Genomic DNA, 22,625 nt, shown 5'->3' with positions numbered 1-22,625 from the left:
CAAGATAGTCGACCTGGGGGTGGCCGGCTGGCCGCCGTCGACGGATGATCGGCCACCGCCGGCACGGTGTCCAGGTCGAATGAAGACCGCTGCAGGCAAGGCCAGGACAACGGCTGGACCCGGCCGCGGAGGAGGTCAGTCTCCGATCGTGAGCGCTGGACCCAGACCGGCGATCCGGAGATTCCAACCTTGGCGACGCGGCTGGGGCGGCAAGGGCGGCAACACCGTGGCGTCCGCCAGTTCGACCGTGACCTCGAGCATTTCGGGTGAACTGCTGGCCAGGCGCATCGCCTGCTGGCAGGTCCCGCGCCACGGCTGGCCGTCGGGCAGCGGGGCGATCCGGATCTCCGACGCGGTGGCGGCGATGTCGGAAGGGAGGGAAACCCAGATCCAGCCGGGGCCCTGGTTCTCCACCTTCAACGGGACCGTTCGCCGGGGCTGCCCGGCCTCGGCCATGATGGCGAAACCCGCCACATCCGGTAAGTCCTGGCCCAGCTTGGGGTCCTGGCGCAGGAGCACCACCGGGCCGTCGCTGCCCGAAAGCCGGATCGTCACCGCACCAGCGTCGTCGACGCGGGCGGTGGCCGGCGCCGTCGCCACGGCCACCGGGCCCGCCGCGCCGGTGGCTGGGGCCGCGGTGGACGCCACGGGTTGTGGCCGGCCGTCGATAGACCAGGCTCGGACCCGCTCCGGGTCGAGCAGCCGCGGAGGCAGGCCGGACTCGCTCAGGGAGCCGGCAAAGAACAGCTGCCGGCCGTCCTGGCGCACGAGGTCGAGGTCCAGCCCGCTGATCAGGGGCCAGGGAGAGTCCGTTCGCGGCTCGATCTCCACGATGCGCAGCGCGAAGGGGGCGAGGGCGATGGCCAGGGTGTCGCCGGCGGCATGGCCATGTCCGAGAGTGGAGAGGACGGGATAGGTGGCGATGGCCGCCAGATCGACCGCCGAGGCGGCCAGGCCGTGGGCCGGATCCAGCACCACCCGGAGGACCTGAGGCTCGGGGCCCGGGTTGCGCAGCGCCAGGATCCCCCGGTCGTCCAGGAAGTGCGCGTACCCATAGGCCTCGCCATTCGCGGGCGAGCCCCCGATCATCACGGTCTGCTTCAGGATGTCGAAGCGGTCCTTCGCCCACACCACCGAGCGCGCGATGGCGTCCCACTCGCCTTCGCTGAGCAGGTTGGGCGACACGTAGAGCTCCCACATGGCGACGCCGCGGGCGAAGTAGAGCAGCGCATTGTCGGTGAACCGATCCAGAGGTTCGACCTCGCCGCCCAGCTTCTGCAGGTGACCCTTGATGATGCCGTGGGTCATGAGGTTGGCCAGAGGGAACCAGCAGTCCTGCACCGCGAAGTCGTCGTGGAGGACGACGTCGCGGTAGGTCATGGCGGCGTCGCGGGCCGAGAGCGAGGGGACGCCGGCGTAGCCGTAGTCGTAGCCCTGCATCCAGATCATGTCGGCGATCTTCAGCCACCAGGGAGACAGCCAGGTGCCGCTGGTGATGTTGAGGTAGATGTCCGGGTCGGCCGCGCGCATGGTGCGGGAGAGGTCCACCACGTTCTCGAGGATCGCGCGGCGCGAGGCCAGGCCCACGGGGTGGCCGTGAGCGGGCTGGTTGCAGGCGAACTGGATGCCGTCCCACTTGAAGTAGCCCACGCCGTGCTGCGCGATGAAGTCCAGGTTGCGGCGTTTCAGCAGGCCGTGATAACGGGTGCCGCCCACGCAGAGCATGTTGTTGGCGGTGACCTCGTAGCCGTGGGCGCCCATCCAGTCAATGCGGTCCTGGCGGTAGCTGTAGCCGCCGGTGGGGCCGAACCATATGCCGAGGGTGGTGCCCATGGCGGCGAGCTCGTCGACCACGGGGCGCAGGCCGCCGGGGAATTCCTCCTGGCGCAGGACCCAGTCGCTGGCGTAGACGTCCCAGCCGTCGTCGAGGACGAAGGCGTCGAGCGCGATGCCGTAGGGGTCGCAGAAGCGTGTGCGGAAGTCGCGGGCGATGCGCAGGATGGTCTCGCTGGTCATGACATCGCGCTCCTCGCCGGTGAGGTGCTCCATGACGTAGCGCCGCGAGCGGATGTCGTACCACGAGTTGTAGAGGAGGTAGGGTTCGAGCGGGGCCACGCGGATGGTGTCGCAGTAGCGGTCGAACCAGAGGCGGACGTGAGGGTCGGGCGTGATCGCCGCCACGCACCACTCGCCGGCCGTGCCCTCCTGATCCACGGCTCGTTCGAGCGCTTCGACGCACTCGAGCCAGACCGCGCCGCAGCCCACGGGCTCGATGGTGTTGGTGGCGGCGGGCCACTCCAGCCCGAGGAAGGCGCCGCCGTCCTGGACCGTGAAGGCCACGGGCTGGCCGTAATCCCCATTCTTGACCAGCCGTGCGGTGTCGTGGATGACGCCGCGGCGCTGCCAGACGCGTACGAGGCGGTGGCCGCGCGCGGCGGGGTCGCGGAGCACGACGCGGCGGCGGACGGCGAACTCGTCGGCCGCGAGAGTCCAGGCCAGGTCGGCGGCGAAGCCCAGCTCCGCGTCGACCAGGGTGATCACGAGGGTGTCGCCGTCTGCGTGGTGAGTGTCGTAGCGGAAACCGGTGTGGTCGACGGTCACCGGGTTGGCCGAGTTGTGCACGTGGCCCGGCGAGCGCCAGGAATTCCAGACCAGTTCCCAGGCGAAACCGCCGTCCAGTTCCAGGCGCACGTTCTGCGCGCCGTACCCGTCGAGCCAGGCGTGCTGGCCGGCGAGGACCTCGCGCAGCAGCCGTCCATCCTCGGCGAAGGTGATGGTGCAGGCCACGCGCTCGTTCTGGATGGTGAAGACCTGTTCGCCGGTGTCGGCCCTCGCGACGGTGATCCGTTCCGGCTCGCCCGGGCCGCTGGACATGGCCTTGGCCGGATCCAGGGTGATCAGCAGGAGCAGCAGGATGACGAACGGCAGCATCACGGCCATGATGCCGAGGTGGGGCCGGGGGATGCGGGACATGGCAGCTCCTTGGGGCGGCGGGACGGTGGTTTCCCGGAACATGGCAAATCGATCGCGCGTTGTCGAGACAATGGCGCTCGGGGAGACGCGCTAGCCAGCCACCGCGATGATCCCCGGTCGATCTGCGCCGGCGATGGGCATGCTGCGCCCGATGCCCGCGCCGATGTAGGTGGGATCGCAGACGGTGTAACGGACCTGCTCGTAGGTGAATCGATCGCCGGGGATGTCCTCGTCGAAGGCCACCGCCGTGGCGATGTGCCCGGGATAGTCCAGCCCCACCACGTCCAGTCCCACCAGTTCGCGCACCAGCGCCGCGAAGAGCGCGGCCCGGTCCTCGCAGTCGCAGGCGGGGTAGAAGAGCGACTCGTCGGGGTAGAGGTAGTCCTCGTAACCGAACTGTTCCTGGTCGGTGGCGTAGGGCAGCGCGGTCTGGACGAAATGCAGCAGCACGCCGACCCGGCCGCTGGGACCGCGTTTCTCGAGCTCGGGGGCGAGCGCATCGCGCAGCGACTGGAGCGTCCGCGGCGAGAGGCTGGCGCCGAAGTGGCTGTCCAGGTTGGTCTGGGGCACCGAGCCCAGGAAGGCGACCAGCTGGCGGTCCAGGACCACCTCGGTCTCCAGATCGACCCCGTTGAGCTCCCAGCAGAGCGTGCGGTGCTCGAGATCCGGTCCGGTCAGCGGCAGCGTGGCGAAGTCGAGGGCCAGCGGCCGCAGGCCGCCGGGGCCCTGGCCGTCGTAGGTGCGCAGCTTCTCGGTCTCGGCGAAGCGGCCGGCGGGATCGTGGATGTAGTAGGCCACCTTGTCGCGCACCAGGAAATGGATCTGGTAGACATCGCGGACGGTGGCGTAGAGCACGACATAGCCGGGACGGCCGTAGGCCAGCCGCACGTCGAGACCGGCGCGGACCGCGAGGTACCAGTGCAGGAGCGCGCGGCGCGAGGAATCCATGGGGTAGACCTCGCCAGCGAGCGCCTCCAGCAGCTTGAACCGGCCCCAGTCGCCGAGCTGGCGCTCGCTGGCCTGTCGTGCGAAGGCGTCGTGGAAGGGTTCGCCGTCGATCTGGCTGAGGGCCAGCCAGGCCTCGCTGGCATCCGCGGGCCCGGGATCGCGACGGGGCAAGCGGCGCCATTCGCGGGCCACGGGCAGGCGGTAGACCAGGCCCAGGAAGTCCAGATCCAGGTCGCTGTCCGCCGCACGGGTGGCGGGTGGCTCGGGGATGGCGGGCGGGGGCGCGATGGGGGTGACGGGCGCCGCCCCGGGCAGGTCCGCAGGCGGTGGCGCCGGGGTCGCGGGCTCCGGCGCGCGCGGGACCGTCACGGGCTTGGGCGCCGTGTCGCGGATACGGCCGGCGGCGAGGTCGAACTCGCGCCAGGCATCGCTCAGGAACGCGGCGAACTCGCGGTCCTGTTCGGAGACGTACTCCGTGAATTCGTCGCGCTGCTGGCGCATCCAGCGGCGCATCTCGTCGGCGGGGTCCTCGTCTTGCTGGGGCCGCGCGGTGGCCGCGAGCAGCAGGATCAGGGCGAAGAGAGCGAGACGGCGCATGGATTCCCTCCTTGGGTGGCCGGATTATGCCCCAACCCGCTGCCGGGGGCAAGCGGTGTGCGTTCGTGCGCCTTGACGGGAACCCCGGGCCCCGCTAGCATCGGGGCGCATGACCCGTGGCCGACCGTCACGGACGACCCGCTGATCGGCAACACCAACCTCGAAAATGGAGGGGCTCGCCATGCGCCACGTTCCCATGATCCGGATCGCTCTCGCCTGCACGGCACTGATGATCGCCGTGCTGATCCTGCCCGGCTGTGGCGGCGGCAAGGACGAGGGCGTCCAGTCCAACCCCGACACGTACATCGCCGAGGAGTTGCGCGGGGCCCCCGAGTGGGTCATCAAGGGCAGCGGTCCCGACCAGGAGAAGATCTACGGCCTCGGTTCGTTCACCGGCAGCCGCGACGTGGGCCTGGCCCGCGATACCGCCCTGGCCCGCGCGCGCAACGACATCGTCCTGCGCATCCAGGCCGAGGTCCGCTCGCTGCTCGAGAGCTACCAGGCCTCCACCACCGGCGGCGAGGACTACGCCGGGGCGGCCAACGACGAGCAGCACGTCGAGAACATGGTGGCCCAGGTGGCCAAGATGGACCTCTCCGGCGCCGGCATGGAGGAGATGTGGATCTCCCCGACCAACACCATGTGGGTGCTGGCCGCCGTCGACATCGAGGAGTTCAGCAAGAAGGTCGGCCAGATGTCCCAGCTCAACGAGCAGGTCCGTCAGGACATCGTCGAGCGCGCCCGCGAGGGCCAGGGCCGTCTGTGGGAGAAGACTGGCGACTAGCCCGAGCGAGGTCCGATGCGAGCCCCCGAAGCGATCCTGTCGCGGTGTTCGCACCGCCGTCCGGCCGCGGCTGCCCTGGTGGCGGCCGCGGCCCTGGGCCTATTGCTGGTCGGCGGCTGCAACAGCGCCAAACCACCCGTGCAGACCGCTCCCCAGACCGTTTATCCGGAGCACGCGCACCTGGTGGCCACCGGCACCAGCACCGAGAGCATGGAGGATGCCGAGAACCGGGCGCGCAGCGCCATCGCCGCGCAGATCCGGTCGTCGCTCCAGTCGCAGACCGTGACCAGCATCGGCAGCGAGAATCGCGACGGGTTCGAGACCTACATCGCCTCGACCAACCAGCGCATCCAGCAATACGCGGCGTTCTCCCATGCCGAGCTGATCCACATCGACCTGGACAGCCGGCGCGAACAGGACGGCACCTACCACGTGGTGGCCTACCTGCCGCGCCGGGAGGCCGGCCAGGTCCTGTTCCGCGACTACGACCGCGCCGCCACGGCGCTCGCCCGCAGCACCGCGGCCGTGGACGCGGTGCCCAGCGGCGACCTGCCTGCCTTCGCCGCGGCCTACGGAGAGGCGCGCGAGAGCTACAACGAACTGCATCAGCGGGCCATGGAGCTGTGGGCGGTCACGGGTCAGCCGCCCGCCAATCTGCCCCAGGATCAGGCGCGCTGGGATGTAGTGGAGATGCGCCGCCAGGAACTGGTGGGCGACCTCCGCCTGTCGTTCAAGCTGCTGCCGGTGCGTCCGGCCGGCGACCGCCTGGACGAGGCCTACCTGCACCAGGAGTTCGTGCAGGCGCTCACCGATCTGGGCCTCACGGTGCGCGGCGACGAGTGCGGCGACGGCGATTTCCTGCTCGAGCTGCAGCCACGGCTCCACTACAAGGGCGTGATCGGGGTGGTCTGCCGCCTGGACTTCGCCGGCCGGCTGGTCGAATGCGTGAGCGGCGACGCCTGGAACGTCCACCTCGAGGACCCGGACTTCGTGGGCGAGGGCGCCAACGCCTACACCGCCCGCAACGGCGCCCTGGACCGGGTGGACCACGCCACGCTGGCCCCGCTGTTGATCGACGCCCTCGGCGACAACCTGCCGGTCAACTGACCGCCCCCAGCGATCCCGGCTGGACTTGCCCTGTTTTGCGGGACATCTTTAGTAGTTCACGGTCGGGGACGGTCCCGGGCGTTGCGACATCTGGACGGGACAACTCCATGGTCCGGCCGAAGGAATCCTGAAATGCTGCGTATCTGTCTGTTGCTGCTGGCCTGCCTACTCCTGACCCTCCTCGTGGCCTGCGGCAGTTCGGAGACCAAGGTCATCGAACCGGTGCCGGACAATCCCTTCCTGCCCTACACGGTCGGCACCGACACCACCTTCGAGGCCGTCACCTGGAACCTTCACAACTTCGCGCAGGACGCGGGCAACGAGGAGGTCGCGCTGGCCGCTCAGGCCATCGCCGGGCTCGGCGCCGACCTGGTGGCGCTGCAGGAGATCGCCCAGCAGCAGCGTTTCACGCAGCTCCTCGAACAGCTGCCCGACTGGTCGGGCTACATGGCCACCTCGGACAGCTACCAGAACCTGGGCTACGTCTGGCTCGACAGCACGGTCTCGGTCCAGCGGGTCCACGAGTGGCTGCCGGCGGCCGGCGACGCCTGGCGCGCCTTCCCGCGCGAGCCGCTGATCCTCGAGCTGACCTGGCAGGGCCACGAACTGGTGGTCATCGACAACCACTTCAAGTGCTGCGGCAACGGAGTGCTCGACCCCGATAATCCCGACGACGAGGAGAACCGGCGCCTGCTCGCCAGCACCTACCTGGAGGAGTACATCGCCGACGAGTATCCCGATCAGGCCGTGATCATGCTCGGCGACCTCAACGACCTGCTCACCGACCCGCCGCTGCACAACGTCTTCATGCCGTTCTACGACCGGGCCGAGTCGTATCGCTTCGCCGACCAGGCCCTGGCCGAGGGTCCCGCCAGCGGCTGGTCCTGGGGGCCGGGACAGAGCCATCTGGACCATATCCTGGTGACCGACGAGCTGTTCCCCGCGCTCGCCGCGCCCGGCGCGGACTGCCGCACGCCGCGCATCGACCAGGTTCTCGACGGCACCTACACGCGTCTGCTCAGCGACCACCTGCCGGTGGTGGTGATCCTGCCCGGCAGCGCGCTGCCCTGACCGCCGTCGTCGGTCTATTCCAGGGGAGTGCTCCTCAGTCCGCATCCCACGGCAGGGCGAGGCCGAGTTCCGCGGCCTTGGCCTCGAGTTCGGCGCGCTCGCGGTTGCGGATGAGCTGGCCTGTCTTGGCCGAACGCTTGAGCCAGCCCGCCTGCTCGGCCACCGCCAGCGCAGCCGCCTTGTCGCCCTGGCCCATGGCCGCCAGCACCCGGCGATCGAGACGCGAGAGCGCCAGGGCGCCGGCGCGGTAGTCCTGGAACGCCTCCCAGGTCAGCGGGATCCAGCGGGCGGCGATCTGCTCGCCGATCACCGTGGCGTACTCGCGGATCTCGAGCTGGGCGTGGCGATCCATCCGCAGGCCGAGGAAATGCAGCAGGTTGTGGAGGTCGATCTTCCAGTAGGCCTCGGTGTAGGTGCACAGCGGCAGGTCCTTGCGCGCCTGCTCGCGGGCGACGCCCAGGTCGAGGCGTTCCTGGTAGACCGCGCGGGCGTGGTCCTGAAGCTCGACTTCCTGCGCCGAGAGTGCCGCGCCGGTGTCGGCGGCCAGTTCGCCGTCGCTGCCCTGGCGGTTGTTGGCCGCCTGCATCCGCCACTGGTCGGGCGCGGTGCGCTGGGCACGGTCGATGGCGATGGAGTAGCGGGTGCTCGTTTCGTTCACCGACGCCGTGCGATGGCGGATCCACTGCCGCCAGGCGTCCATGGGCACCCGCACGTGGAGCTTGAGTTCGCACATCTCGAAGGGCGTCGTGTGGCGGTGCCGCAGCAGGTAGCGGATCAGGCCCCGGTCGTCGGAGATCTTCTTGGTGCCCTCGCCGTAGCTCACGCGCGCCGCCTGGACCACCGCGGCGTCGTCGCCCATGTAGTCGACCACGCGGACGAAGCCGTCGTCGAGGACGGGGAAGACCTGGCCCAGGATCTCGTCGAGGGCGGCGACGTGGGGGCGCTGGAGGCGTTCGGCGTGCTGTTCGGGCATGGGTCGGATCCTCGGGGCTGGTGTCCTGGGCGAGATGGGCAGGAATCTAGCACAGGAGCGCGGTAAGCGACAGGGCGGGTTGGCGTCGACAATGGATCGGACCCGGGGCCGGGGCCCCGGGCCATGAAAGCTAGTCGCCGAAGGCGCCGGTGATGGCCCCGTCCACCACGGTCTCATCCGCATGGGCCGGCACCGTCACCGTCAGCCGCGGATCGCGCGCCATGGCGCGCTTGATGGCGAACTCCGCGGGCTCGTTGCGCGCCCAGGCGCGGCGGGCGATGCCGTTGTTGACGTCCCAGTTGAGCATGAGGTTCAGGCGCCGTTCGGCGTCGGGCGAACCGTCGAGCACCATGCCGAAGCCGCCGTTGATCACCTCGCCCCAGCCCACGCCGCCGCCGTTGTGCAGCGAGATCCAGGTGGCGCCGCGGAAGCCGTCGCCGATGCAGTTCTGCACCGCCATGTCGGCGGTGAACATGCTGCCGTCGTGGATGTTGGCGGTCTCGCGGAACGGGCTGTCGGTGCCCGAGACGTCGTGGTGGTCGCGGCCCAGCACCACCGGCGCCGAGAGCTCGCCGCTGGCCACGGCGCGGTTGAAGGCCTCGGCGATGCGCCGCCGGCCCTCCTCGTCGCTGTAGAGGATGCGCGCCTGCGAGCCCACCACCATGCGGTTCTCGCCGGCCCGCCGGATCCAGCGCAAGTTGTCCAGGTACTGCTGCCTGGTCTCGGGCGGCGCGGCGTCGGCCAGCTCGGCGATCACGTCGCCGGCGATCCGGTCGCTCGTGATCAGGTCGGCCGGGTCGCCGCTGGTGCAGACCCAGCGGAACGGGCCGAAGCCGTAGTCGAAGCACATGGGGCCCATGATGTTCTCGACGTAGCTCGGATAGGTGAAGCGGCCGTCGGGCTTGGCGATGTCGGCCCCGGCGCGCGAGCACTCGAGCAGGAACGCGTTGCCGTAGTCCCAGAAGTGCAGTCCACGGTCCCTGGCCAGCGTGTCCACCGCGCCGATGTGCCGCCGCAGCGAGGCCTGGACGCGCTCCTTGAAGCCGGCGGGGTCGCTGGCCATCATGGCGTTGGCCTCGTCGAGCGTCATGCCCACGGGGTAGTAGCCGCCGGTGTAGGGGATGTGCAGCGAGGTCTGGTCGCTGCCCAGTTCCACCTCCACGTCGCTGGCCACGAACCGCTCCCACAGGTCGACCACGTTGCCCAGGTAGGCCAGGGCCACGGCTTCCCTGTTCCGCTTGGCCCGCTCGATCCGCAGCAGGAGCTGGTCGAGGTCCTGGTGGATCTCGTCGACCCAGCCCTGCTCGTGCCGCTTGTACGCCGCCGCCGGATTGATCTCGGCGATCACGCCGACGCAGCCCGCGATCACCGAGGCCTTGCCCTGGGCGCCGCTCATGCCGCCGAGGCCGCTGGTGACGTAGACCTTCCCGGCCAGGGGGTTCTGCCCACCGTCGCCGAGGTAGAGCCGGCCCGCCCCGAGGATGGTGATGGTGGTCCCGTGCACGATGCCCTGGGGCCCGATGTACATGTAGCTGCCCGCGGTCATCTGGCCGTAGCTGGTGACGCCGAGCGCGGCCATGCGCGTGTAGTCGTCGCCCGAGCTGTGGTTGGGGATGACCATGCCGTTGGTCACCACCACGCGCGGCGCGTCACGGTGGCTGGGGAAGAGGCCCAGGGGGTGCCCCGAGTACACGACCAGGGTCTGCTCCTCGGTCATCTCGCTCAGGTACTGCATGGTCAACAGGTACTGCGCCCAGTTCTGGAAGACGGTCCCGTTGCCGCCGTAGGTGATCAACTCGTACGGGTGCTGGGCCACGGCGGGGTCCAGGTTGTTCTGGATCATGAGCATGATGGCGGCGGCCTGCCGGCATTGCGCTGGATAGTCGCCGATGGGCCGCGCGTGCATGGCGTAGGGCGGGCGGTAGCGGTGCATGTAGATGCGGCCGTACGCGGCCAGCTCGCGGGCGAATTCGGGGGCGAGGTCGGCGTGCAGGTGGGCCGGGAAGTAACGCAACGCGTTGTGCAGGGCCAGGCGCTTCTCGTCGGCCGACAGGAGCATGGGGCGGACGGGGGCGCGGCTGACGGTGGGGTCGGTGGCCGGGGGCTCGGGCAGGGCCGCGCCGATCCCGCGTCGGATGTGGTCCTGGAACGCGCTCAGGGGCAGGTCGTTCACGGTGATCCTCCTGGATTTCTGGTTCACCCGGGAAGATAGCATGCCGACCGGGGAAAGGAAATGTGGGCGGGGGGTTGCCCCGCAGGGTCGTGACGCTGTATCATCAGGACACGGGATTGCCACCCCTGATGCGACCCCTGGGAAAGGCCCAGCCATGACACGCCTCCTTGTCCAGCGCGCCTGCGCATCGGCGCTGTTGGTGCTCCTGTGCCTCGTTTTCCCCGCCTCGGGTAAGCTCCTGGTGCCCCGCGACCTGACCAACGTGACCATCATCCTCGCCGGGGAATGGGAAATGCCGGGCATGACCGTGCGCTGGTCCGAGACCGACGGTGGCGTCTGGGCGGTCCGGGCCGATGGTGCCCGCCGGCTCTATCGTCCCTCCGAACTGGTCGGCCTTCGCGATGCCAGCGGTCGCGACATCACCAGCGAGGTGTTGCCCGCCTGGGCGCTCGAGAAGCTGGCCGTGATGCCGTGGTCGCCGGCCCCCGCCATGCAACCGCCGCCGCCTTCGCGTCCCCAGCAGGAGACGAGCTACGCCGAGATCGGCGCGCGCCAGCCCGAGAAGCCTCGCCGGGAGGATTGGCGCTTCCTGTTCGGCCTGGAAGCGGGGATGGCCAAGAGCCACGATGATGACTTCGGTGACCGCGGAGCCGGGCTCGGCTTCGGCCTGCGCACCCGGATCCAGCTCGTGGGGCCGGTCTTCCTGGCCGGCGGCTTCAGCTGGCACGAGTTGCCCGGTCGCCAGGACGTCTACGTCGACCCGGCGATCGATTACGATTTCGACCTGGTCGACCCCTCCGGCGACGTACAGATCGCTGGCTACTGGGCCGGTCTCTCGCTCCTGCCGCCAGGAGAGACCGACGACGCGGCGCGCTTCTACCTCGAGGGCGGCGTCGGGCGTTACGAGGTGGAGGGGCTCGCACTGCTCAATCCCGAAAAGGCCTACCTCGGCTACAACGGCGGCGTCGGGTTCCTGATTCCCCTGGGTACGGGCGGCGCGCTGGACATCGGCGTGCGCGGCCTGCACGTCGTCAATCTGGATACCGGCCGCGGCGATGATCAACACACCATGCTCGGCTTCCATCTGGGCGTCAGTCTGCTCGCCCGCTGATCGTCGGGGAGGGGGAACTATGAGGATTCGAAGCCAAGCACTGCTGCTCGTGCTCCTGGTCCTGATCAGCGCGACCCCGTCCGCGGTCGCCCAGCTCGCCCCCGAGGGCGCCTGGAGCGGTGTGACCCTGCTGCTGCAGGACGGCTGGCGCTTTCGCGACGTGACCGTCTATCTCGATCCCGATGGCGCCGGCCTCTGGATCCTGCGCTCCGACGGCGCCGAGCGTCTGGTGTCGGTGGAGCATGTGGCGAGGATCATCGACGGCGGGGGGCAGGACGTCACCCCGCAGGTCCTCGGCGGCCTACGGTCGCCACGGACCCAGCCCACGACCCCACCACCCGCGGTCCAGCCCTACCGCTCGGCCCCCGAGCAGGCCGACCAGCTCGGCTGGGACGGTTCCTACGAATCGGACGACCGGTCCTGGCCCGAGCCGCCGAGCAAGGAGCTTCCCTTCAAGCTCGGCCTGGGCGTCGAGGGCGGGTTCGCCATGCCGGCCGGCGACTGGTACACGGGTGTGGAAGGGAGCTGGTTCGTGGGTGGCAAGCTCCGCACCGTGGTGCACGAGCGCAGCTATTTCAGCATCGGCGCCCGCTACCAGGATCTCGGTAGTGCCAGCCTTTACCCGGACGGTTATTCGGACTTCTCGGCACACATTCTGATGCTCGAGGCCACCTTCGGCTGGATGTCGCCCACCAGCCCCGGGTCGCGCACCTTGACCTATTTCGAGCTGGGCGTGGCCATGCTCCAGAACGAGGTGCAGGTCTCTTCCGGGGACGAATACTACAAGGCCGCTGATTCGAGCGGCAGCTTCCTGCTGAGGACGGGGGTCCTCATGCCGCTGGGGCAAAACACGGCGGTGGACCTGGGCGTGTCCTGGTCCTACCGCGGCCTCATCTTCAGCGACGATTACGAGCCCAATGGATCGATCCTGGGCGCGCATCTGGGCGTGGTCCTGCTGAACTGAACCAGGCGAGGATTTTCCTGACAGCGGTCTCGCGTCCCGTTAACATGGCGGGATGCGAGACCGCTGGACGTTCAGCCCCGAAAGGACCGCACATGTACCGGATCGTCTTCATCGTCCTGGCCATGCTGCTCACGACCACCCTGGCGGCGGCCCAGGATCCCGTCTATCGCGAGCCCGAGACCTATCCCATCCTCGAGGAGATCAAGGCAGCGCGGGCCGCGCGCCAGGCCGAGCGTGACGCGCTGGTCGAGGCGGCCGACGAGCGCCACCGGGAGGAGGCGACCCGGCGCAAGGAGGCGGCACGGAAGCTCCGCCTCGACTGGTCGAAGATCCGGGTGCCGGCAGGGCCCGACGCCTTCGAGGCGGCCTGGCACAATCCGCCCACGCCGCAGTTCTACACCGGCAGCTGCTGGGCGTTCTGCTCGGTCTCCTTCCTCGAGTCGGAGATCCAGCGCCTGCACCAGCGTGAGGTCAAGCTCTCGGAGATGTGGATCGTCTACTGGGAGTACGTGGAGAAGGCCCGGCGCTTCCTGCGCGAGTACGGTCACAGCGTGGTGGCCGAGGGCAGCCAGGACCACGGCACGCTCGAGGTCTGCCGGCTGTACGGCGTGGTGCCGCGCGAGGCCTATCCAGGGGTGCTGACCGACGACGGCCGCCACGACCATACGCCCCTGATGGACGAGCTCGAGGGCTTCCTGGAGTGGGTGAAGGCGAGCGGGACCTGGGACGAGGCGCAGAACCTCGCCTACGTGCGCAGCATTCTCGACAAGCACCTGGGGCCGCCCCCCGCCGAGTTCGACTACCAGGGCCGCCGTTACACTCCCGAACGCTTCTTCGCCGAGGTCTGCGCGCTGGACGTGGACGACTACGTGAGCTGCGTATCGCGCCTCGACGAGCCCTTCGGCACCTACGTGCTGCTCGACGTGCGCGACAACTGGCGCCGCAAGGACGACTACCTGAACCTGCCGCTGGACGACTGGTACCGCGTGCTGCGCGAGACCGTGAAGGACGGCTGGACCGTGGCCCTGGGCGGCGACAACTCCGAGCCCGGCATGGACGGCCTGCACGATGCGGCGGTGATCCCCGAGTGGGACATCCCGGGCAAGGCCATCGACCAGGCGGCCCGGGAGTTCCGCATCGTCAACGGCGAGACCGGCGACGACCACGGGGTGCATGCCGTGGGCTTCCGCAAGCACAAGGGGCGGGAATGGTTCCTGATCAAGGACAGCAACCGCTCCTCGCGGCTCGGCAAGTACGAGGGCTACTACATGTGGGACGGCGATTACATCCGCCTGAAGATGCTGTCGTTCCTGATCCACAAGGACCGGCTGGCCAAGCTCCTGCCCTGACCGCAGCGGACCCCGCAACCGGATCCACCGCCGCGCCCCCGCCCGGGGCGCGGCGTCTCGTTGGCACGCGTCTTGATTGTCCATGTTCTTCTGGGCCGGGTCCTTGCGGAACGCCATGGCCCTGAATCAGTGAATTCCGTAATTCGTTGTTTCGGAATGCATTATCGCCCGGAGCTGGGAACTTCGTGGACCCTGGCGAGTTGAAACGGCCACGACCCGGCTCACGGACGTAAAGGAGCATGTCGATGCGGAGGGACTTCCAGGACGAGGAGCTGGACCACGGACCCTACGGGGACGTCGTCACCAGCAACATGCAGCGCATCAAGGATTCGATCTACGGCACCGGCGGCGGTCATCCCCTGCCGTCGCGATCCGGCCCCCGGACCTCCGGCCGGCAGAGCGACACCTAGAGGCAGGGCGACCGTCAAGGGAGCCGAGGCGCGGCATCGGTACGGTGGACCGATGCCGCGTCGCTATTCCAGCCACTCGGTGACGAAGATGTTGGTCTCGCCCGGCTCTCCGTTGTGACGGTTACTGGCGAAGACGAGACGCCGCCCGTCTGGGCTGAACATGGGGAACCCGTCGAAGCCCTCGCTCCAGGTCACGCGCTCCAGATCGCTGCCATCCACATCCACGCACCAGATGTCGAACTCGCGGCCCCGCGGATCGGGATGGTTGGTGCTGAAGAGGATCTTCTCGCCCGAGGGGTGGAAGAACGGGGCGAAGGACGCGCAACCCAGGTCGGTGACCTGCCGCCGGTCGCTGCCGTCGGCGTTCATGACCCAGACCTCGAGCTGGCCCGGCCGGATCAGGTTCTGAGCCAGCAGCTCCTGATAGTCGGCCAGCTCCTCGCCCTGGGGATGATGGGCCCGGTAGACGATCCGCTTGCCGTCGGGGCTGAAGAAGGGGCCGCCATCGTAGCCCGGCGTGTCGGTGAGCCGGCGCACGTTGCCGCCGTCGAGATCCATGGTGTAGATGTCGAGGTCGCCGTCGCGTACCGAGGTGAAGACGATGGTCTGGCCGTCGGGGGAGAGGGTGGCCTCGGCGTCGTAGCCGGGCGTGGTCGTCAGGGGCGTCAGCTCGTCGGTCTCGGTGTCCAGCCTCACGATGTCGTAGCTGGCGTAGAGCGGCCAGACGTAGCCCCGGCTCATGTCGGGGGCGGGAGGGCAATCGGGGTCGGCTGCATGGGTCGATGCGTAGACGATGTAGCGATCGTCGGGGCCGGCGAAATAGGCGCAGGTAGTCCGCCCCTGGCCCGTGGAGACGAGTTCGGCCGGGCCGCCCTGGGCGGGCATGACGTAGATCTGGTCGCAGCCATAAGGCGGTCGGTTGCTCTGCAGGACCAGCCGCTGGCCATCGCGGCTCCAGTAGGCCTCGGCGTTCTCGGCGCCGTCGGTGAGCATGAGCAGGGGGCCGAAATGGGTCTCGCGGGGATCCGGCTGGTGGGTCCGCGGCAAATCGCCGGCCATGCAGAGGGAGGCGAGGCCGGCGAGCAAGATCATGGTTTTCAGCAAGGTCACTCCTGTTCGGGTCCGCTGGTGGCCGTGGCGGGATCGCTCTCCCAGCGCTCGACCTGGACGCCACGCCGCGCCAGCTCTTCGAGCAGGCGTTCGGCCGGGATGATGGTCTCCTGAGGCCGGGCGCCCGGGGCCGTGACCTCGCCCGAGGCGAGCATGCGGGCGATGATGGCCACCGGGAAACCGGTCATCCGCATCATGGCCGACAGGCCGGTCTGCGGATCGTTCCGGTCGATGATACGAATGCTCCGGCGGACCGGCAACGCGGGGCGGCCGTCGGGCTGGGGCGCGAAGCCCTCGGCCTCGGCCAGCAGCAGCACCACGTCCTCGCCGCGCTGGGGGAGCATGGCTTCGAGCCGGCGCGCCAGCACCGAGCGCGGCTTGATCCAGGCGCCGTCCACCTCCACCGGCTCGCTGCTGGTCAGGCCGAGCTCGTGCAAGAGCCGGATCTTCTCGCAGTGGCCCCGGTAGCGGATGGTCTTGTAGTCCAGGCTCCGGACCCGGCCCAGCAGCGATTGGGGCAGGGTGGAGGTGCCGCCGCTGGTCTGGAACGCCTCGAGGTCGCCGTACGGTGCGGGGAAGGCGATGGTCTCGAGCTCGGAGAGGCCGGGCACCGTGGCGATCTTGCCGTCGCGGATCACCACGCAGTCCTCGATGTACTCGTTGATCAGGCCCTGGACCGAGAAGACCACCTGGTACTCCAGGGGCGGTCGCGGGTCCTGGGGCAGGCCGCCCACGCGCAGGCGGACCGTGTCGCAGGGGTCGAGCCCGGTGGCCAGGTGCCAGCCGAGGATGCCGGCGAGGCCGGGGGCCAGGCCGCAGTCGGGCACCACGGTGACCCCGGCCTGGCGGGCGGCCGGATCGCGGGCGAGCTGCCGGGCCACGATGTCGTTGTTGCCGCCGAGGTCGAGGAAGTGCGCGCCGTGGGCGATGGCCAGGGCGGTGAGGTCGTCGTTGAGCCAATAGTTCACGGCGCTGATGACGGCGTCGACGGGTTCGACCAGGGGCCCCACGAACTCGTTGTCGCTCACGTCGCCTTGCCGGAGGACCAGGCGGGCATCGGCGCTCAGCCGGTCCTTCAGGCGCTCCAGGGCCGCCGGGTCGCGGTCGGCCACGGTCAGGCTGGCGGTGTCGTCGACCTGGCGCAGCAGGTCCCAGGCGATGGCCGTGCCCTGCAGGCCGGCTCCGAGCAACAGGTAGTTCACGCGGGCCTCCGTTTCGCTGTCCGCCGGGATGACGGTGCACGGCGGCAGGCTATCATTTGCCCGGCTGCGAGGCAAGTCGCGGCAAGAGGGGGTTTGACCGCCGGGCCGGCTGCGTCTAACATCGCCGTCAGCGCGGAGCGTCCCCGTCGGCCGGACGACGGCGCGTCACCCCCGTCAAGGAGCGACCATGGAGAACAAGATCCTGCAGGCGCAGCTGCTGGAGTTGATCCGGCGCACGTCGTCCCGACTGCCGGGGGACGTGGTGCGGGTCCTCGAGAAGAGCTGGCGCCAGGAAGCGAAGGATTCCACCGCCAAGTACGCCTTGCGGGTGATCCTCGACAACATCGACATGGCCCGGGACAAGTCCCAGCCGCTCTGCCAGGACACCGGCACCATCATCGTCTATGCCGATCTGCCGTCCTGGTGCGACGAGGCCACCTTCAAGCGTGCGTACGAGAAAGCGGTGGTCCAGGCCACCAAGAAGGGCTACCTGCGGCAGAACTCGGTGGACTCGATCACGGGCAAGAACTCGGGCAACAACCTGGGCCCCGGCAACCCCGCCTTCCATCTCCACCAGTCCCGCGGCAAGAGCCTCGCGGTGCGCATGATGCTCAAGGGCGGTGGTTGCGAGAACGTGGGTATCCAGTACAGCCTGCCCGACACCCGGCTCGGCGCGGGCCGCGACCTCACCGGCGTGCGCCGGTGCGTCCTCGACGCCGTGCAGCAGGCTCAGGGCAAGGGCTGCGGCCCCGGCATCCTGGGCGTATGCATCGGGGGCGACCGGGGCAGCGGCTACCTCGCCAGCAAGGAGGAGTTCTTCCGCACCCTCGACGACACCAACGCCGATCCCAAGCTGGCCAAGCTCGAGAAGCAGCTGGTGAAGGAGGCCAACACCCTGGGCATCGGCCCCATGGGCTTCGGGGGCAAGACCACGCTGCTGGGGTGCAAGCTGACCCACCGCAACCGGGTGCCGGCGTCGTTCTTCGTCTCGGTGTCCTACATGTGCTGGGCCTTCCGCCGCGACGGCTTCCGGCTGTCCGAGTCCGGCAAGATCACCAGCTGGCTGTACGACTAGGAGGTCGACCATGCTGCTCGAAGCCCCGTTCACCGAGGACAAGATCCGCAGCCTGCAGGTCGGCCAGATGGTCGAGATCAGCGGGCTGGTCTTCACCGGCCGCGACGCCGTGCACAAGTACCTGCACGACGGCGGCAAGCCGCCGGTGGATCTGACCGACAGCATCATCTACCATTGCGGCCCGGTGGTCGTGAAGGAGAAGGGGCGCTGGGTGGTGAAGGCCGCCGGCCCCACCACGAGCATCCGCGAGGAGCCCTACCAGGGCCCGCTCATGGAGCAGTACAAGATCCGTGGCGTCATCGGCAAGGGGGGCATGGGCCCCAAGACCCTGGCGTACTGCCAGAAGGTGGGGGCGGTGTATCTGCACGCCATCGGCGGCGCGGCCCAGGTCCTGGCCGAACGGGTGACCGCCGTGGAGGGCGTCCATCTGCTCGAGGAGTTCGGCTCGCCCGAGGCGATCTGGGAATTCCGGGTGGACCGCTTCCCCGCGGTGGTTACCATGGACGCCCACGGACATTCGTTGCATGCCGAGGTTCAGGCGGCGTCGCAGGAGGCGCTGGACCGTCTGGGGTAGGCTCCGGCCGACCCCGTAACTAGCCCGAGGAGGCTGTGGGCTTGACCATGGAACACGAAACGCACGACCAGGAATTCAGCCTGGCCAGTATTCTGAACATCCTCTGGCGACGGCGCCTGATCGTGGTCGGACTGCCACTGCTGGGCCTGCTGCTGGGCATCCTCTACGGGATCTTCGGCACGCGGCGCTGGGAGGCCACGGCCACCATCCGTCCGGGCATCACCGCCTTTTCCCCCGACGGTGGCCCGCAGCGGCAATGGCAGCTCAAGGACGTCACCCGCTACTACGAGCAGATGCTCTACCGCCAGGAACTGGTCAAGCGTCTCGATCTGGCCGCAGGGGCTCGGCCCGTGATCCGCGCCGAGTTCATCGCTCAGGGGTTGCAGAATCTCCAGGGCGGCGACGTCATCACCCTCTGGACCACGGCCACCAGCCCCGAACTGGCCGCGGCGATGCTCGACACCTCGCTCACCCTGTTCGATGAATACGCCGAGGCGGACACGGTCGGCAGCCAGCTCAAGCTGACCAGGGACGGACTGGAGATCCAGATCAACGGGCTGGAGATCCAGCTCGACGGGCTGGCCAAGAAGGCGGCGAGTCTCGAGCTGGCGCTGGAGCAGGCGCGGGCCGAGTCGTTGATGGTGGTGGCGGAAGACCAGAGCATCGCCCTGGATCTCGACGAGCTCGCCGAGGAGCAGGCCTACTACACGCGCCGGCTGGCCGACCTCCAGGAGGCCGAACCGCGCCTGGCCACGGACTTGACCCAGCTTGACCATACCCTGCGCCGTCTGGTGGCCAACGGGGAGCAGGAGATCTCCGACCAGGACGTGCCGTCGTGGGTCCGCCGGGACGCCGTGCTCGACAGCGGGGATGTGCTGGAGGCCCTGACCATGGCCAAGATCCAGCTCCAGGCCGCCCTCGCCGAGAATCGGGCACTCCAGGACAGCCTGGTCTACATCGCCGAGAAGACCAGACTCGAGCGGGCCAAGCTGGAGATCCAGCGCGAGACCATGATCCGGACCAAGACCCGCGAAGCGGGGCGCAAGATCGGTGATCTCCAGCTCAAGCGGCAGTACGAACTGCCGGCCGAACGGCGCGATCTGGAGAACCAGATCCGGGAACGGACGGTGAAGCTGGGCACGCTGTCGCCGTTGCAGCGGGTTGGCAGCACCATGGTCAGTGACAAGCCCGTGCGGCCCCGGAAACTCCGGGCCACGCTGATCCTCGTCTTCCTGGGGGCGTTGGGTGGGCTCGTGCTGGCGTTCGTCTGGGACTATCTGGTGGCGCACCGGCGCGAGATCTTGCGGAGCTGATCTCCGCCATCAGGCAGTGGCGGGCGCCTTCGTCCGTCGCTGCAGATGGGTGGTCGCCGCCACCAGGAACCAGCAGGCCAGGATCACGAAGGTCGGGTTGTTCAGGTGTTCCTCGAACAGGAACACGCCTGCCGTCTGACAGGCCAGGAGGCTCTCCAGGAACAGGGGCCCGTCCCGGCCCGCGAATCCCCGCAACACCAGCGCGGTCATGGCCACCAGCAACGCCAACCCCAGCGGCAGGCCGAGGTAGATGGCCGCCTGCAGGAAGGCGTTGTGCGTGGCGCTCGCGCCGGACCGCTCGAAGAGCAACTCCTTGCCGCGGGTCACCCCGTAGCCCTGGGGGCGCTCCAGCGCCATCTCCAGCGCGGTGGCGTTGCTCGCGAGGCGCTCTTGATAGTTGGCGCCGATGGCGTTGGTGTCGTTCCAGCGGGTCCAGCCGCCGGGGGGGCCGTACACCAGGACCAGCGGCACCACCATCGCCAGCAGCACCAGCCCGATCACCACGCCACGCCCCACCTCGCGAGCGGCCACGAACGCGTAGATGGTGGTGGGGATCGCCACGATGAGCGGGCTGCGGGTGCTGGTCAGGTGCAGGGCGATGAGGAATCCCGCCAGCGTGGCCAGCACCACGAGCAACGAGCATCGCCAGCGGAAATAGAGGTAATAGACCGCCGGCAGCGCCAGGCTGATCACGGTGGCCGAGGCGTTGTGCTGACCGTGCAGCCCCGGCAGGCGCACCGAGACGAAGACGTAGTGGTAGTAGGCCGAATCGCTCGACGACAGACCCACCAGCCGCAGCAGCGACTCGAGCCCCAGCCACTGCAGCAGGATCACGCCGACTCCGACCCAGCCGCCCCAGACCAACCCCCAGGCGAAGCGGCGGTGGTCCTCGGGCTTGATCAGGATGGCGGACAGCGCCATGGCCCAGGGCGCGGCCAGGAGCCAGCGTACCGTCTGGAAGCTCAGCGCCGCATCCTGGTTCAGAAGGCCCACGCCCAACCATGCCAGTGGCATCAGACAGACCAGGCTCAACAGGACCAGCGGCCCCGCGGGCTGGGACCCTGACGCCAGACGACGCAGGATCCAGATCCCGAGCAGCAGCCCCAGCAGGTCCGTGGCCCGCGGCGAGGTCGCCAGCGTGGGGACCAGGTAGAGGTTGGCCATCAGCAGGAAGCCGAGGAGCCAGGGGATGCGCGGCTGCAGGAGACGGATCATGGATCGTCCCGGGGGTTGGGTTCGGGGATCGTGCCGCCGGCTAGTATTCGCGCCAGGCGTCCCGGCGTCAAGCCGTGGTGGGCCGGACCTGCCGGATCAGCCGGTGGCGCCGGCACGAGCACGCTGCAGGAAACGCCAGAGCGGCCAGCCCGCGACCAGTCCGTAGGCCACCGCGCCGGCCGTGATGCGCCAGAGCACCGGCCACCCATCCGTAGCGAGGACCAGGCCGACCAGACCGGCCATCGCCGGTATCAGCTGCAGCACCAGACGACCGAGCGGACGACTGCAATGCCGGTGCTGTTTCATCAGCAGGATCGCCAGCAGCAGCGTATGGGCGGCCAGCATGCCCAGGCTGGCTCCGAACGATCCGTGCCGGGGCACCATCAGGACGGTGCCGACGACGGCCACCGCCGCACCCAGGAGCAGCGGCGGCAGGTAGGCACGCTGGCGATCCTCGGCGACCAGGGTGTTGCCCAGGTAGGTGGCCACGGCCAGGAAGGAGTAGGAGATCGACAGCACGCGAAATACGGGGCCGGCCGCGGCGAACTCGTCGCCGTAGAGCAGCGCCATCAGGTCCGGTCCTACCAGGAAGCCGCCCACGGCCACCGGCAGCAGGCCGGCCAGCACGAAGCCGAGGAAGGCGTTGAACGTGCTGCGGAACGCCAGTGGTTCGCGCTGGGCGAGCCGTGAGAGCCGTGGCAGGAGGGCGGCCCAGAGCACTTCCACCGCCACCACGACCATGAAGATCACTCGCGAGGCGGCGGCATAGTTGCCGGCTGCGGCGGGCTCGGCGAGCAGGCCCAGCACGATGAGGTCGACATTCAGGAGCACGCGCAGGATGACGATGCCTCCGCCCAATGGCGCCGCCTCGCCCCAGCGGCGCAGGGCCTCGTGCAACGACGGCAGTCCCGGCAAGATCCAGTGGCCGAAGTGGTGCCGCAGGGCCGTGCCGATCACCAGGTTGCCCCCGATGTTGGCAGCCAGGAACAGGATCGGCACCCAGCGTGCCGTGGGCAGGCCGTCACCGAGGCCGCTCAGAGGCTTCAGGATGGTGAGCACCAGCACCGCGTAGAGGAGGCTGCGCAGGGTCTTGGTCACACCGACCCAGGTCATGCGCTCGATCCCGATGGCGACCCAGGAGAGCATGCCGACCTGCAGGACCACGGCCAGCAGGTAGAGCCGGAACACCCAGGGATCGGAGACGGTGAAGCTGAGGTGCGGCAGCAGGAGCAAGCCGAGACCGAGCACGAGGATGGCCTGCAAAGCCAGCAGGCCGGTGTGCCGGTGCGCGTAGGCGAGGACCTCGGTGTCGTCGTCCAGCCGCGAGACCTCGCGCACGCCGAGGGAGAACATGCCCCATTCGGCGACCACCAGGGCGTAGGCCATGAAGGCCACGCCCACCTGGACCACGCCGTACCAGTGGGCGCCGAGGAGGTCGGCCAGGAAGACCAGCGCCCAGACGTTGAGCAGCTGGGAACCGATCTGCCCGACGGTGAGGATGCCGAGATTGTGCAGGACGCCTTGACGAGCGGGCATGGGGTTCCTTCCGTGGCGGGCCAAGTTATCCCACCGCGGGAGGCGGCGTCAAGGCGTCGGGCTGCGACCTTGCCAGAGACCCCGTGGTCCGCTTAGAATTTCCTGGCTGCCGCGACTGGAAACGGCCGCCCTTGGATCGG

At 69.1% G+C, this 22,625-nt stretch carries 16 protein-coding genes and 1 pseudogene; 9 read left to right on the top strand and 8 right to left on the bottom strand.

Annotated features, from left to right (window positions below):
- Positions 1-135: 135 nt before the first annotated feature.
- Together IFSED24_RS07655 and IFSED24_RS07650 are read right to left on the bottom strand one after the other, a co-directional pair.
- Positions 136-2,973 carry an alpha-galactosidase gene (locus tag IFSED24_RS07655; RefSeq protein ID WP_491334624.1) on the bottom strand — a complete coding sequence of 946 codons (2,838 nt, stop codon included), beginning with the start codon at positions 2,971-2,973 and terminating at the stop codon, positions 136-138.
- A 90-nt stretch (positions 2,974-3,063) separates the two neighbouring features.
- On the bottom strand, positions 3,064-4,518 hold the full coding sequence (locus IFSED24_RS07650; protein WP_491334623.1) for a ubiquitin family protein: 1,455 nt from the start codon (positions 4,516-4,518) through the stop codon (positions 3,064-3,066).
- A 181-nt stretch (positions 4,519-4,699) separates the two neighbouring features.
- On the opposite strand from IFSED24_RS07650, the gene IFSED24_RS07645 reads away from it, so the two are divergent.
- The 3 genes from IFSED24_RS07645 to IFSED24_RS07635 all read left to right on the top strand — a co-directional run bounded on the left by IFSED24_RS07645 (position 4,700) and on the right by IFSED24_RS07635 (position 7,480).
- Positions 4,700-5,302, top strand: a complete 603-nt coding sequence (locus IFSED24_RS07645) for a hypothetical protein (protein ID WP_491334622.1) — start codon at positions 4,700-4,702, stop codon at positions 5,300-5,302.
- A 15-nt stretch (positions 5,303-5,317) separates the two neighbouring features.
- The gene (locus IFSED24_RS07640; RefSeq protein ID WP_491334621.1) at positions 5,318-6,409 is read left to right on the top strand and encodes a hypothetical protein; all 1,092 of its coding nucleotides are present in this window, start codon (positions 5,318-5,320) and stop codon (positions 6,407-6,409) included.
- A 132-nt stretch (positions 6,410-6,541) separates the two neighbouring features.
- Positions 6,542-7,480 (top strand): endonuclease/exonuclease/phosphatase family protein, encoded by a 939-nt coding sequence (locus IFSED24_RS07635; RefSeq protein WP_491334620.1) that lies wholly within the window; start codon positions 6,542-6,544, stop codon positions 7,478-7,480.
- A gap of 34 nt (positions 7,481-7,514) precedes the next feature.
- On the opposite strand, the gene thyX is transcribed toward IFSED24_RS07635, so the two are convergent.
- Positions 7,515-8,453 (bottom strand): FAD-dependent thymidylate synthase, encoded by a 939-nt coding sequence (gene thyX, locus IFSED24_RS07630; RefSeq protein ID WP_491334619.1) that lies wholly within the window; start codon positions 8,451-8,453, stop codon positions 7,515-7,517.
- A gap of 130 nt (positions 8,454-8,583) precedes the next feature.
- Complete coding sequence (gene hutU / locus IFSED24_RS07625; RefSeq protein WP_491335037.1) at positions 8,584-10,617, bottom strand: urocanate hydratase; 2,034 nt, start codon at positions 10,615-10,617, stop codon at positions 8,584-8,586.
- 163 nt (positions 10,618-10,780) lie between these two features.
- Between hutU and IFSED24_RS07620 the strand changes: the two genes are divergently transcribed.
- From IFSED24_RS07620 to IFSED24_RS07605, 4 genes are all read left to right on the top strand, one after another.
- Positions 10,781-11,737, top strand: a complete 957-nt coding sequence (locus tag IFSED24_RS07620; RefSeq protein ID WP_491334618.1) for a hypothetical protein — start codon at positions 10,781-10,783, stop codon at positions 11,735-11,737.
- A 19-nt stretch (positions 11,738-11,756) separates the two neighbouring features.
- Entirely contained in the window at positions 11,757-12,701 is a 945-nt protein-coding gene (locus IFSED24_RS07615) for a hypothetical protein (RefSeq protein ID WP_491334617.1), read from the top strand.
- A 92-nt stretch (positions 12,702-12,793) separates the two neighbouring features.
- The gene (locus tag IFSED24_RS07610; RefSeq protein ID WP_491334616.1) at positions 12,794-14,050 is read left to right on the top strand and encodes a C1 family peptidase; all 1,257 of its coding nucleotides are present in this window, start codon (positions 12,794-12,796) and stop codon (positions 14,048-14,050) included.
- A 245-nt stretch (positions 14,051-14,295) separates the two neighbouring features.
- A complete protein-coding gene (locus IFSED24_RS07605; protein ID WP_491334615.1) occupies positions 14,296-14,460 on the top strand; it encodes a hypothetical protein in 165 nt (54 codons plus the stop codon).
- A gap of 63 nt (positions 14,461-14,523) precedes the next feature.
- Here the strand turns inward: IFSED24_RS07605 and IFSED24_RS07600 are convergent, their stop codons facing one another.
- Both IFSED24_RS07600 and IFSED24_RS07595 read right to left on the bottom strand, forming a co-directional pair.
- On the bottom strand, positions 14,524-15,570 hold the full coding sequence (locus IFSED24_RS07600) for a TolB family protein (RefSeq protein WP_491334614.1): 1,047 nt from the start codon (positions 15,568-15,570) through the stop codon (positions 14,524-14,526).
- Positions 15,567-16,772 (bottom strand): saccharopine dehydrogenase family protein, encoded by a 1,206-nt coding sequence (locus IFSED24_RS07595; protein ID WP_491334613.1) that lies wholly within the window; start codon positions 16,770-16,772, stop codon positions 15,567-15,569. Before IFSED24_RS07595 ends, IFSED24_RS07600 begins: the two co-directional genes overlap by 4 nt.
- Before the next feature lie 187 nt (positions 16,773-16,959).
- On the opposite strand from IFSED24_RS07595, the pseudogene IFSED24_RS07590 reads away from it, so the two are divergent.
- Positions 16,960-18,421: pseudogene (locus IFSED24_RS07590) on the top strand (FumA C-terminus/TtdB family hydratase beta subunit).
- A 47-nt stretch (positions 18,422-18,468) separates the two neighbouring features.
- Positions 18,469-19,734 carry a Wzz/FepE/Etk N-terminal domain-containing protein gene (locus IFSED24_RS07585; protein WP_491335036.1) on the top strand — a complete coding sequence of 422 codons (1,266 nt, stop codon included), beginning with the start codon at positions 18,469-18,471 and terminating at the stop codon, positions 19,732-19,734.
- Positions 19,735-19,743: 9 nt separating this feature from the next.
- On the opposite strand, the gene IFSED24_RS07580 is transcribed toward IFSED24_RS07585, so the two are convergent.
- Together IFSED24_RS07580 and IFSED24_RS07575 are read right to left on the bottom strand one after the other, a co-directional pair.
- Complete coding sequence (locus IFSED24_RS07580; RefSeq protein ID WP_491334612.1) at positions 19,744-20,949, bottom strand: hypothetical protein; 1,206 nt, start codon at positions 20,947-20,949, stop codon at positions 19,744-19,746.
- Positions 20,950-21,045: 96 nt separating this feature from the next.
- Entirely contained in the window at positions 21,046-22,485 is a 1,440-nt protein-coding gene (locus IFSED24_RS07575) for an oligosaccharide flippase family protein (protein ID WP_491334611.1), read from the bottom strand.
- Positions 22,486-22,625: the final 140 nt, after the last annotated feature.

It is taken from the genome of Candidatus Latescibacter sp. IFSED24 (assembly GCF_058273205.1).
Note: the sequence above shows the minus strand (reverse complement) of the source record. Positions and strands in the feature narration are given on the sequence as shown.